Below are 12,609 nucleotides of genomic sequence, written 5' to 3'. Positions count from 1 at the left end.
AATAGTTTGTTAAAGTGTTTTTGAATGCGCTTACAAACAATTAACATCTACTTGGCCTTATTTGGCAAATTAAGTTTAATATCTTCTGCTCTGCTATTAATATATATGAAGGTAAATTTGCTGGCTCTTCCCTGTTTTTAATGGAGGAACCAGCCTTACCTTCTTTTTTATTGCCTGAAAAAGAGCCGACTGGTAAATGATTACTAGTCAGACTTTTTCTCTTGAATACTATTTTTTTCGATTAAATCAATCAATTTTTCAGATCTAAATCCTTGTACTAACTTTTTTAACCATAGGTAATATTGTGTTGCATCTTCAAGTTGCTGAAGATTTTTTTTAGCTTTTTCCTGTACGCTTTGAGGAACCTGATCATCCAGCAAAGTGATGAATTGCTCATTTGCCTTTTTAATTGCCTCTAAATTAACCGAGATTTCTCTATCCCACTTTTTACAAAAAAAGTTGATAAACGACTTGAAAAAGTCTTTTTCTGCTACATATAAATCCTTTCTTTCTCCCCTCTTCCAAACTTTTTGAACCATATCAATATCCATCAAAGAATGGATGCCTGTACTCATACTGGGTTTGCTCATTCCCAAACTGTTGCTCATTTCATTTAAATTCATAGGGCCTTCACTAAAGTATAAAACTCCGTATAATCGACCTACTGAAGGAGTCACTCCATATAAATCCATAGTTTCAGCTATAGCATCGATAACATATGACTCAGCTTCTTCAAGTGTTTTCCAATATTCATCTTCTTGGCTGTCTACTTGCCTGTTTAGCACGTCATAATCCCTCCCTTCTTTCAGCTCCTTAAAAACATTTAAAATGTTAAGTATAAATTTAATTAAACACAGTTAAAAAGTCAATATAAAGTTTTCTGAAAATTTAGTATTGACTGTTAATAATAATTATGATTATACTTTAAATATGTTTTGAATGTTAAGAATTTTTTTAACAAATGACAATTATTTGGAGGTGTGACGCTTGAAACTCATGTTCATCAATGGTCAATGGACAGAATCCATCAGTGGTAATTCAAAACAGATAATTAATCCATTCAATCAACAAGTAATTGAAACAGTAACACGCGGTAACCGGGAGGATACCAAAACAGCCATCCTAGCGGCTAGAACAGCTTTTGATGAAGGAGAGTGGAAAAATTACAGCGCAGTTGAAAGGGGTGAATTGCTTTACCAAGTAGCTTTAAAAATAAGAGAGTATAAACAAGAATTAGCGGAACTAGAATCCCTTAATACTGGAAAGACAGTAACAGAAAGTCTGGCAGACATGGATGGAATTGCTGGTGTTTTCCAATACTATGCTGGTCTTGCAGATAAAGATGGCGGCATGATGATTGAATCACCGAATCCAAATTCAATAAGCCGGGTTGTACGCGAGCCAGTTGGCGTTTGTGGCTTAATTGCTCCATGGAATTATCCTTTACTTCAGGCCTCTTGGAAATTAGCTCCCGCTCTGGCAGCAGGAAATACGGTTATATTAAAACCAGCGGAGATCACGCCCCTTACTTCTATTAAAATGTGTGAGATATTTGAAGAAATTGGATTTCCAAAAGGTGTCATAAATCTCGTGTTAGGTCCTGGCTCCAGTGTGGGTGCGGAATTAGCAGAAAGCCCACTCGTTGATTTAATTTCATTTACAGGTGGAGGAGATGCTGGAAGAAGCATCATGCAAGCGGCCTCCAGTAACTTTAAAAAGATTTCTATGGAACTTGGAGGCAAAAATCCTAATATAGTGTTTGCTGATGCCAATTTTGATACGGCTGTGGACTACGCTCTTAATGCCGTGTTTTTCCATGCTGGACAAGTTTGTTCCGCTGGAGCAAGGTTGATTGTACAAAGAGATATCCATGACCGATTTGTAGAAGCTGTTGTAGAGCGTACAAAACAGATTAAAATTGGAAGCGGTTTCGATGGGGATACAGAAATGGGACCAGTCATCTCAGCAGAACATTTGAAAACAATTGAAAACTATATTCAAGCTGGTATAAAGGAAGGCGCTACACTTGCTGTGGGTGGAAAAAGACCGAGCGATCCTGAACTGCAAAAAGGATTTTTTATTGAACCTACTATTTTTACAAATTGCCATACAGGTATGCAAATAGTTCAGGAAGAATCATTTGGCCCAGTTATGACGGTAGAAGTTTTTGATACGGAAAAGCAAGCCATCGATCTTGCGAATGACAGCGATTATGGATTGGCAGGAGCTGTTTGGACAAATGATATGAATCGTGCCGAGCGGGTTGTAAGCAGCCTTCGGATGGGAACAACATGGATCAATGACTATCATCCCTATTTCCCTCAAGCACCTTGGGGTGGATATAAACAGTCTGGTATTGGTAGAGAATTAAGCCACATTGGAATAGAAGAATACACAGAAATCAAACACATCTATCAAAATACAAATCCAGAGCCACAAAACTGGTTTAAAGTGAAAGAACGTCAAAATAGTAAATTAGCCAAAGCTTGATTGCTAATGCTTTCAGCTGGTCAACTTTACTAAAAGTAATACTAGTTTGCTAATAATTATTCTATTTAAGATAAAGGAGGCACTTATTATGAGTTTAAATATGAAAGTAGAACAAATGTATAGATTTCATAGTTTCGAAACACCGACAGTGATTAAACATGGGATTGGCTCCATCAAGCATGTAGGGAACGAAGTGAGAAATTTAGGGGTTAATAAGATTTTGCTCGTTACGGACCCTGGCATTTTCAAAGCTGGCGTTGTAAATCCTATTATTAACTACTTAAAAGAAGCGGATGTTGAAGTTGTATTGTTTGATAAAGTAGAGCCGAATCCGCCTGTCCGACTCGTCAACGAAGGGTCTACACTATATAAAGCAGAAAAATGTGATGGACTCATAGCAGTAGGCGGCGGAAGTTCTATGGATACTGCAAAAGCAATTGGTGTTGAAGCCACACACGAAGGATCTGTTTTAGACTACGAAGCCGCAGATGGCAAAAAGCCGCTGGAAAACCGGATTCCTCCGCTCGTCACTATTCCAACCACAGCTGGAACTGGTTCAGAAGTGACACAATGGGCCGTAATCACAGATGAAGAGCGACAATTTAAATTTAATACTGGCGGGCCATTAATTGCAGCCCATTTAACAATTATTGACCCTGAGTTACACTTGTCAATGCCCCCTCACGTTACTGCGATGACAGGTGTCGATGCCTTGGCACATGCCATTGAATGTTATACGATGAAATATGCCCAGCCAATCACAGATGCTGTTGCTTTATTGGCTATGGAGTATGTGTCAAAATATATCCGCCGCGCTTACTCAGACGGCGAAGATTTAGAAGCGCGCTACGGCATGGCACAGGCCGCAATGTTAGCGGGCCTCTCCTACGGCAGTGAATCCGCTGGAGCCGCTCATGCAATGAGTCAAACACTTGGAGGAATTATTCCAGTGGCTCACGGACAATGCGTAGCAGCAATGATGGGACCAGTTATGGAGTATAACTGGAAAGGCAACCCTGAGAAATTCGCACGGATCGCCCAGGCTGTAGGAATCAACACACACGGATTGTCTACAGAGGAAGCGGCCAAGGCAGCAGTTAATTGGGTATATGAATTAGTAGAAGATTTAGACATCCCGACACTCGAAGAGCAAGGCGTGTCTCCTGATATGGTTGATAGACTGGCAGAGGAAGCACTAAATGATCCGCAAACCATCGGCAACCCTCGAGATCTCAATTTAAACGCGTATAAATGGATATACAAACGGTGCTTCAATCTTGTTCCCAAAACTATTTCTACTCAAAAGGCTGACTCTGTTGCTCCAGAAAAAGTAGCTGCTTATTAAGTCAACCTTATATCATAGTGTGAAAAAAACCGGCTTTTAAATAAGCCTGACTTCTTTAAAAGCCGGTGCAATGGGACTCATACAGTGTTTCTAACAATTAAGCCACTTATTTCTCAATAACATGAAGTTTAACAAAAGGCTGTCCATTTTTATTGTGTTAAATTCAACTTTATTAACAAAGGCGCTAAAAAACTCAGCCGTTGGAAATTCCAACGGCTGAGTTTTAGTATTATTTATCTACGAATATATGTATTTTGGCGGGAGAGGATGGGAATCGAACCCACCGAACGCCTCACGGACGTCCCACTCGGTTTTGAAGACCGGGAAGAGCACCAGCACCTCAACCACCCCCATAAGTCTATTTTAAATAACCTTTTAATGATTTGCAATAGATTATTTTAGAATATTTAAAATAAAATGATTATTTAGAATGATATATATTGATTATGTTATAATCGTGATAGAAATAACCGAACTAATTTTCTTCTTCTGAGAAAATAAATTGAGATCATTACATACAAAACAAATTTTTGGTAATAGGAGGTTTTAAGGTGAGCTATTACACTATTGGAATTGCAGGGCATATTGATCACGGCAAAACAACGCTAACAAAAGCTTTAACCGATGTAGATACAGATCGATTAAAAGAAGAGAAAGAGAGAAATATTTCAATTGAATTGGGCTACGCCCCTATCCACTTAAAAAAGGATTATCAGGTTTCTATTATCGATGTACCGGGACATGAGAAATTTATCAAGCAAATGATAGCCGGTGTTACGGGAATCGACCTGGTCATTGTGGCTATAGCGGCTGATGAAGGGATAATGCCTCAGACAAAAGAGCATTTTGAAATTCTCTCTTTACTAGGTATTGAAAAAGCAATTATTGCTATCACTAAAGCTGAAACGGTAGATAACGAACAACTAGAACTAGCAAAAGAGGAAATAAAGGATTATCTTCACGAGACAGTGTTCAACACAGCTGAAGTGATATATGTAGATGGAATTTCAAAGCGTGGCATTACAGAGTTAAAATTAGAGATTGTGAAAAATCTTGAACAACTTCCACAAAAGGATATAGATGGGGCCTTTCGCTTGCCTATTGATCAGGTTTTCACTCTGCAAGGACACGGGACTATTATACGCGGAACCATCTATGATGGCATGATTACTACAGGACAGCCCATTCTTATTTTACCTGACGGCTACCAGGCGAAGATTAGACAGTTACAATCTCAAAATCAAGTGGTCTCTCAAGCCTATGCTGGCCAAAGGGTTGCAATAAATATCTCTGGGGTCGCTCGTGATAAATTGCAGAGAGGCCATGTTCTTGTTGACTCAAACCACTATGCTACTACGAATTGTATAGATATTGTAATGCGTACTACGGTTTTAATGCGTCACTCTTTGAAACAGCGGGAACTCGTTAAATTACACATTGGAACTTCAGAGGTTATGGGAAAACTTGTTTTCTTCGATCGAAATGTTCTAGAGGCTCACGCCAATGAAGCGGTTTATTGTCAAATTAGACTCGAAGAGCCCATTGTTGGAAAAAAAGGAGATCGGTTTATTCTTCGCCGACCCTCTCCAATGGAAACTTTTGCAGGCGGAAAAATCATTAATGTTTCTGGAGAGAAGTACCCGTTCGGGAAAGAAACAGTGGAAAAATTGAAACAGATGGAAAAAGACTCCCCTCTAGAACAGCTCATGACACTTCTCAGACGCCATAAACAGCTAACCCCAGAGGAGATGATTAAGCAATTAGGGGTAACAGAAGAAGGGTTGCATAGGTTATTGGAGGAAGGGGAACTAACCAATAAAATCACCCGGCTGGAGGGGCATTTTATTTCAAGAGACGTTGTTGCACAATTAGAAAATGATATTTTCACTCAAGCTGCCCAGTATCATGAACAACATCCATTGAGAACGGGAATTCCTAAAGCTGAAGTTGTTCAAACACTAAAACATTTATATCCTGAAAAACTGATCAATGCTGTTTTAGAACAAATGAAATCACAAGGACTAGTTTGTTTAAGTGGTCCAAGTGTCTTTTTAAAGACTTTTCAGCCGTCTATGCCAAAGCAGTGGGAAAAAAAGATGCTTTCAGTCATTAATCAGATAGAAAGCCAAGGGTTGGAGCCGATGCCTTTCAAAGAGATTATCACTCAAACAAATATGCCCGATGCACTTGCTAAAGACTTTTTGGACTTTATAATCAGAGAGAAAATAGTTGAGAGGCTAGACGAGAAACATCTTATTCATCATACTATTGTAAATGAATTAATATCGCTTTTGAAAAGGAAGCACAAGGAATCGTTTACGTTGCAGGAGGCGAAGAGTACACTGAATACCAGCCGAAAATTCCTTGTTTTGTTTTTAGAACTCCTTGACCTGAAAAAAGTAACAGTCCGTGATGATAATAAACGCAGGTGGGTTCATTCACCAGTAAAATCCCTTTCTCAATAAGAAAAAGGGATTTTCTTTTACTTCATTACGGTAATACTCTTCTCTTCATTTTCCGATACTTCTCCTATAACAGCGGCAAGCTCCCCAATTGATTGCATACGCATAACGTACTCAGCAGCATCCTTCTTAGGCATAGAGACAAGGAGTCCTCCCGAGGTAATGGCATCGCATAGTATCAGCTCCTCGGTGCCATCCAATCCGTCATAATTAATAGAAGGCTTTGTCCACTCATGATTTCCTTTCGATCCTCCTGGAATAATGCCAGCCTTCGATAATTCAATCGTTCCTTCAAGAATAGGCACAGCGTTGTAATCAATTGTAAAATGAACGTTGCTGCCTTTGGCCATTTCAAGAGCATGTCCAAGAAGACCAAATCCCGTTATGTCAGTTACAGCATGTACATTTAAGCCAGTTAAGCTTTCTGCGGCTACCTTGTTTAACCTCGACATCACTTGAGTTACTGAAAAAATTTCACTCTCGGAAAGTAATTCTCGCTTTATAGCTGTAGTCAGTATTCCTACACCAATAGGTTTTGTTAAAATCAATAAATCACCTGGCTGTGCCCCCACATTTCGATAAATGTGGTCTGGGTGAGCTATTCCGGTAACTGAAAGTCCAAATTTCGGTTCCTGATCATCGATTGAGTGACCTCCTACAATAACCGCCCCAGCTTCCTCTACCTTCTTCGCAGCTCCACTCATAATTTCACTTAGAACAAGAGGGTCTAATTTTTTTATAGGAAAACCAACTATATTCAATACCGTGGTCGGCTTTCCTCCCATGGCGTAAACGTCGCTTAATGAATTGGCCGCTGCGATTTGTCCAAAATCATAAGGATCGTCTACAATTGGTGTGAAAAAATCTACTGTTTGAATGATAGCTAGATCATCAGTAAGCTTATAAACACCTGCATCATCTGATGTATTGAAGCCGACTAATAAATTAGCATCTGGTTTTCTTGGCGGTAAAAAGCGCAGGACCTGCGCCAAGTCCTTTGGACCAATTTTGCATCCTCAGCCCCCTTTTGTTGACCAGGATGTTAACCGAATTTTCTCTTGATTTTGCATAGATATCGCCCCTATTCTATTTATTAATGAAAGATTGGGTTTTGCTTAAATCATGCTATCAACCTGATTGTATCTTATTTTTTATTTTTTGCTAATTAATTATCATAAAAATCATCTATTTCAAAAGAAATATAGATAGATGATTATTGTAAAAGGTGGGGCTGTTACCTTTTCAATTAGCCCCTTACACTTATCTTGGAAGAAAACACAACATGACCTTAACTTGTATTTTAAGTACACTATTTTATAAGATATTTTTCATTTTTTTATCATTATTATTCAAGTTTCTAGTTTTTTTCTTAATTGCTTTGGCTAGGTATCCTCCTTTAAACTTTCTAGCTTCATATGAAATTAGAAAGGCTGAAGGTTCATACTCCTGAATGAGAGAAAAAAGTTCTTCTTCCCGACTTCTAAGAGTCAATACTTCAAGCTGATACCTCTTGCTGTCTTTTCCTTCCCCGACGAATAAGGTAACGCCAAATCCTTTTTCACGTAACAAAGAGATAAGGGTTTCATTTCTGTTGATTAAATTCACAACAATTGTCGTATACCCGATGGCCAATTTCCCTTCTATATATCCTCCTATAGCAATTCCTAAAGCAAAACCCACTGCATAAATAATCAAAGCTAAGATACTCTGGTCACCGGTGAAGATAATTGCCAATCCAAATACATATACCAGAGCTTCCACGAATCCTAAAATGGAAGCGATAAGTTGCTTCTCCTTTACTAAAAAGATTGTGCGGAGGCTGTATATTGGAACATAAATTAATTGAAGCAATAGGATTAACAGAATATCCATTTGGCCGCCCTTCCCTTTCATAAGATAATCACAACAAATGATTCTTTATATACAATGGATGAAATATACCCACGTAATATCCCTCTGCTTTATTTCTGATCTGTAAAATATAACCAGCGATAGGAATATCCTAACACTTTTAAAGAGTGATTTTTTTGCAGTTGAATAATAGTTCGTTCCATAAATTTGATGATATATATCTTTAATGAATTATGTAGGCAAGCTATCGAAAACAATTTTCCCTTCTTTTAAAGCAATAATTCTAGTAGCATACTTCCTCGCAAATGTGACATTGTGAATATTTATAATCGTCCTCAGCCTATTTTTTGTATTTATTCAATTAATTACATGGTTTTTCGAGCTATTCCCGGATTAAGACTCGCTACAGGTTCATCACCAAGCAATGCTTTTGGCTTCTGCAACATCGATCTTGCAATTCCTACACGTTGCTTTTGTCCCCCACTCAGCTCCTCAATATGGTGATTAATATACTCAGAAAGCTCCAATTCATCGATTGCCTTTTGTGACTACTCTCTTTCCTCTCCAGAAAAGATTCCTAATGTATTTCTAATAGGGCTTCTTCTACTAAATGATTCTGTTAGTACGTTCTGAAGGACACTCATACGGGGAAGTAAATTAAAATATTGAAAAATCAGTACCATATCACTCCGTACACTGCGGATTTGGGACTCATTAAGAGTATGCAAATCCTTCGCTTACAGTTTTATTCCTGGAGCTGCTCTCATTCGCATTACTGCATCCAATCAGCAGCATACTAATCACAATAATTCCGAACCAAAACCTTTTCATCAACTCCACCTCATTTTTACATTATAAATAAACATAATAATGAAGATAAAATCAGCTTATATAAACAATATCATTTTATAATCACGATTACAATTAAAATCTGAATATTAAAATAATTTTCATCATTTTTTAGGAGTTTAATTTTTTATTTAAACAACGAAAATATCTGCTAAATAAATAGTAGTAATTAATTTCTCTTTCCTATTATTTATTCCATATAGAAAATGTATTATCCTCGAGCTTTTCCATTGCTCCCAATAAAACTGATTCAACAAAAGGCAGCTGCTGAATCATTAAATACATAAAGAAAACGCCGATTGCTATGGGGGAACAAAATCGGCGTTTTCCTAAAAGCGCAATATTTATCAAAGACTTTTAAAACGACTTAATAAGAAACTGTTTTATAGATTAAACTTCAAGAAATTTTTCCCTTGCTTGTTGAATCGCCTGGCAAATGCTTTCTTTATCCAGAGAGAGTTCCATTAGTCCCACTTGATCTTGATAGACTTCTTCCGGAATCTCAGCTTTAATTTCATCCTCAAGGATGTGATACACAGAAAGGCCCAAAGCCACGCCTGCCAGCGGACCGGCATATGTGGGATCACCAACCGTTACAGTTTCAGCAAAAATGTCTGCACTGTCTTCGTCTGGCGAACCAAGTATAACCACTACATTTTCGTTTCCATATTTCTCAGCTGCTTTTTTCAATTCTTCTTGGACCACCTGGTCCATTGCGCCAGCAGCCGTTCAAACGAAGCACTGGGTGTCTTTATAAATAACTTCCGCTTTCGCTGCTTTCATGCATTCTTCAATCGCCGGTGCAGGAACACCATCCCGTTCTCCAAGAACAAAAATCTTTTTACTTTTTAAGTCCATAGCGAACAATCCTTTCTATTTATAATTTTAAATGCTTTGAACGATAAGATTTTCAATATCACCTTTTGTCAAATCTCCACCTGCAATTCTCTTCACTTCTTTTCCATCCTTAAAAACTAAAAAAGCAGGCAATCCCATCACGCGGTGATTAATACAAACCCTTCGATTTTCTGCACTATTAAGCTTAACAATTTTAACTTGATCGCCATATGCCTCTGACAATGCCTCTACCTCTGGCATCAATTTAAGGCACGGCTGGCAACTTGGCCCCCAAAAATCAACGATAACTGGCTGGTCAGCTTGGAGAACCTCAGATTCAAAATTTTCTTTATTGACTTCAATCATCCTACATTCCTCCCATCATTTTTTTCTATAATAAATGACATTCCATCTGAAAGGTCTGTCATTTTCCCTAAAAACAAGCTTCCTTTTCCAACGAACATAGAGTTTTCTATTTCACCTTTCATGATCATATCTCTGGCATGACCTAAAAATGGTATAGCCGATGCAATATGACCTTGTGTTGGGGAAAAACCTAACATTCCATGCTTGCTTTCAAAACTATCAATCTCAGATCGGTCCATTTCTTTTTTCATTACTGCCATGGCAGCAAGTGTTCGATAGTTTGCACGAGGTACATTACCGTTTCCGTTTGGCTCAGTGACATCAGGATTATGAAGCTCCACCGCAAATTTATCGATGTCTATAATCTTTTTTCCTATTCTTTCAAGGGGCTTTACTACAAGTGACTGATAAATCGCTTGGTTGGATGAACCTGCAGAAATTTCATGTTTTCCGATTGCATCTGTTCTGATCTTTGGACTCTTTCCATCGTCCCTTCCAATTAGAATCGCAATGGCACCCATTTGATCTTCAGTTATTGGCATATTTTTAGAGAGGTTTCCAGCATATTTCATCCCTAGTTTTGCTAAGCATCCCCCGCCAATAACTAAAACCTCATTATAAATGCCTGACTGCACAAAGGCAGCTGCTGCACTTACCGCGTGAGCTGGTGCACAACAGAATGATTTAATATCGGATCCAGAAGCATTGATGCATCCAGCATGCTCAGCAATAGATTTTGCCATATTCCCACCGCCTCGCTGATAGCGGTCACCCACTGCTTCTTCATCGCAACCTATCACATAATCAATTTGCTCAGGTTTAACGTCAAAAGCATGAAGTGCGTGCCTCATAGCTACGATGCCGGATGCCTTATTGCTCAAATTTTCCAAAAGCACATGAGCTGATAAATTTTTGTCCTCATTATGCCCTGATAGAAAAACCCCAATTAATTGATCTTTATTTACATAAAGAGGAATAGCATCTCCTTGATTTAGCCGCTCTTTGATTTCTTCTAATGAAACCCCTTCCCCTATTTCCTCCAAATCTTTTTTGGTAATAAGCGGATGCTTTTTTAATCTTTTCTTTACTTGCTGTTCTAAAAAATTTTCTTCCAAAACTACTAACTTGTACCGATCAGCAATCTTCAACCATCCGTAAAACTCTTCTTCAGGAAGAATTTCTCCCCATGGGCTAAAACGTTCTGCCTTTTCTACCTTTACGTTTGTCCACGGTCTTTCATAGTCTTTTAATTGTTCTGGTCTTATATTGCCAATAAATACTTGATTTGCTGGATAAGCAACTGCATCGTCAAAACTTCTTAAGTTACTTAAAATATCATTAAGTACTTCTTTATTTTTCTCAATTTCTCGAATTGGTTTTGACCCGTGTCTTACAAAACTCGGTGTATGCGTTATTACAAAAGAAGCTCCCTTAATAACTGGTGCTGCCATGTTCAACCCCCACTTTCTCCCTCAGTTCCTCTTCTAACTCCTCTACATATTGCTGTGCGGATAGAGCAGCAATACTGCCGTCTCCGGTTGCCGTGATGATCTGGCGCAACATTTTTCATTAACATCTCCGGCTGAAAAAATACCTTTTACAGCAGTATTCATATCTTTATCAACAACTACATACCCGTTTTCATTTGTAATGCCTAAACCTTTTACACAATCAGTTATAGGATCCATCCCTATATAAATAAAAACACCGTTACAAGGAAACTCCTTAGTCTCCCCTGTAAATTTATCTTTGATTAACACCCCTGAGACCATGCCGTCGCCAAGAATTTCTTCTACTGTATGATTCCAAATGAATTCTATTTTTTCATTTTCTTGCGCTCTTTTCTGAATAATTTTTTGAGCCCGCAATTGATCCCGACGATGTATAATCGTTACTTTTGTAGCAAAGCGAGTTAAAAAAAGCGCTTCCTCTACGGCCGAATCTCCACCACCTACTACTACAATTTCTTGATCAGCAAAAAATGCCCCATCACAAACCGCACAATAGGATACTCCAAAACCAGCTAACTCAATTTCTCCCGGAACACCGAGATGACGATGCTGGGCTCCTGTTGCAAGTATGACGGATTTCGATTTATATTCTTTGCCTTCCACAATCACCGTTTTAAAAGGATAACCATCTCTGATTTCCCCAATTGCCCCACGCAGATATTCCGCCCCGAATTTTTTAGAATGTTCAAACATTTTATCGGACAATTCAGGACCTAAAATCTTGTCGAAGCCTGGATAATTCTCTATATCTTCTGTTTTTGTCATCTGTCCACCAGGAAGGCCTTTTTCAATCATAAGGGTGTCCATCTTTGCACGAGAAGTATATACCGCTGCTGTCATACCGGCCGGCCCAGCACCTGCAATGATCACATCATAGATTTTTTCGGAATTCATCGTC

The 12,609-nt window shown here is 38.5% G+C and carries 10 protein-coding genes, 1 tRNA gene and 1 pseudogene; 3 read left to right on the top strand and 9 right to left on the bottom strand.

The features are described from left to right. Positions 1-203: 203 nt before the first annotated feature. A complete protein-coding gene (gene cudC, locus CJ483_RS22460) occupies positions 204-785 on the bottom strand; it encodes a choline uptake/conversion transcriptional regulator CudC (RefSeq protein ID WP_120038307.1) in 582 nt (193 codons plus the stop codon). Positions 786-996: 211 nt separating this feature from the next. On the opposite strand from cudC, the gene betB reads away from it, so the two are divergent. Further along, on the top strand, positions 997-2,490 hold the full coding sequence (gene betB / locus CJ483_RS22455) for a betaine-aldehyde dehydrogenase (RefSeq protein WP_120038758.1): 1,494 nt from the start codon (positions 997-999) through the stop codon (positions 2,488-2,490). Between the two features lie 88 nt (positions 2,491-2,578). Continuing rightward, positions 2,579-3,835 carry an iron-containing alcohol dehydrogenase gene (locus CJ483_RS22450; protein ID WP_120038305.1) on the top strand — a complete coding sequence of 419 codons (1,257 nt, stop codon included), beginning with the start codon at positions 2,579-2,581 and terminating at the stop codon, positions 3,833-3,835. 255 nt (positions 3,836-4,090) lie between these two features. Here CJ483_RS22450 and CJ483_RS24695 read toward each other — a convergent pair. Then, positions 4,091-4,187, bottom strand: a tRNA-Sec gene (locus tag CJ483_RS24695). A gap of 199 nt (positions 4,188-4,386) precedes the next feature. Between CJ483_RS24695 and selB the strand changes: the two genes are divergently transcribed. Continuing rightward, a complete protein-coding gene (selB, locus tag CJ483_RS22445; RefSeq protein WP_182917185.1) occupies positions 4,387-6,300 on the top strand; it encodes a selenocysteine-specific translation elongation factor in 1,914 nt (637 codons plus the stop codon). Positions 6,301-6,317: 17 nt separating this feature from the next. Here selB and selD read toward each other — a convergent pair whose 3' ends face one another. The 7 genes and pseudogenes from selD to trxB form a co-directional block, all read right to left on the bottom strand. After that, the gene (selD, locus tag CJ483_RS22440) at positions 6,318-7,367 is read right to left on the bottom strand and encodes a selenide, water dikinase SelD (protein WP_120038301.1); all 1,050 of its coding nucleotides are present in this window, start codon (positions 7,365-7,367) and stop codon (positions 6,318-6,320) included. A 244-nt stretch (positions 7,368-7,611) separates the two neighbouring features. Beyond that, positions 7,612-8,169: a DUF2179 domain-containing protein gene (locus tag CJ483_RS22435; protein ID WP_120038299.1), complete on the bottom strand. Its 558-nt coding sequence runs from the start codon at positions 8,167-8,169 to the stop codon at positions 7,612-7,614. Between the two features lie 344 nt (positions 8,170-8,513). Beyond that, a complete protein-coding gene (locus CJ483_RS22430) occupies positions 8,514-8,684 on the bottom strand; it encodes an ATP-binding cassette domain-containing protein (protein WP_120038297.1) in 171 nt (56 codons plus the stop codon). Between the two features lie 703 nt (positions 8,685-9,387). Beyond that, the gene (grdA, locus tag CJ483_RS22425; protein ID WP_120038295.1) at positions 9,388-9,855 is read right to left on the bottom strand and encodes a glycine/sarcosine/betaine reductase complex selenoprotein A; all 468 of its coding nucleotides are present in this window, start codon (positions 9,853-9,855) and stop codon (positions 9,388-9,390) included. Between the two features lie 27 nt (positions 9,856-9,882). After that, positions 9,883-10,200 carry a thioredoxin family protein gene (locus CJ483_RS22420; RefSeq protein WP_120038293.1) on the bottom strand — a complete coding sequence of 106 codons (318 nt, stop codon included), beginning with the start codon at positions 10,198-10,200 and terminating at the stop codon, positions 9,883-9,885. Beyond that, the gene (grdC, locus tag CJ483_RS22415) at positions 10,197-11,651 is read right to left on the bottom strand and encodes a glycine/sarcosine/betaine reductase complex component C subunit beta (RefSeq protein WP_120038291.1); all 1,455 of its coding nucleotides are present in this window, start codon (positions 11,649-11,651) and stop codon (positions 10,197-10,199) included. Before grdC ends, CJ483_RS22420 begins: the two co-directional genes overlap by 4 nt. Beyond that, positions 11,632-12,605 (bottom strand): annotated as a pseudogene (trxB, locus tag CJ483_RS22410) (thioredoxin-disulfide reductase). The gene grdC and the pseudogene trxB overlap by 20 nt, the downstream one beginning before the upstream one ends. Between the last annotated feature and the right edge of the window lie 4 nt (positions 12,606-12,609).

It is taken from the genome of Bacillus sp. PK3_68 (assembly GCF_003600835.1).
Taxonomy (GTDB): Bacteria; Bacillota; Bacilli; order Bacillales; family Domibacillaceae; genus Pseudobacillus.
Note: the sequence above shows the minus strand (reverse complement) of the source record. Positions and strands in the feature narration are given on the sequence as shown.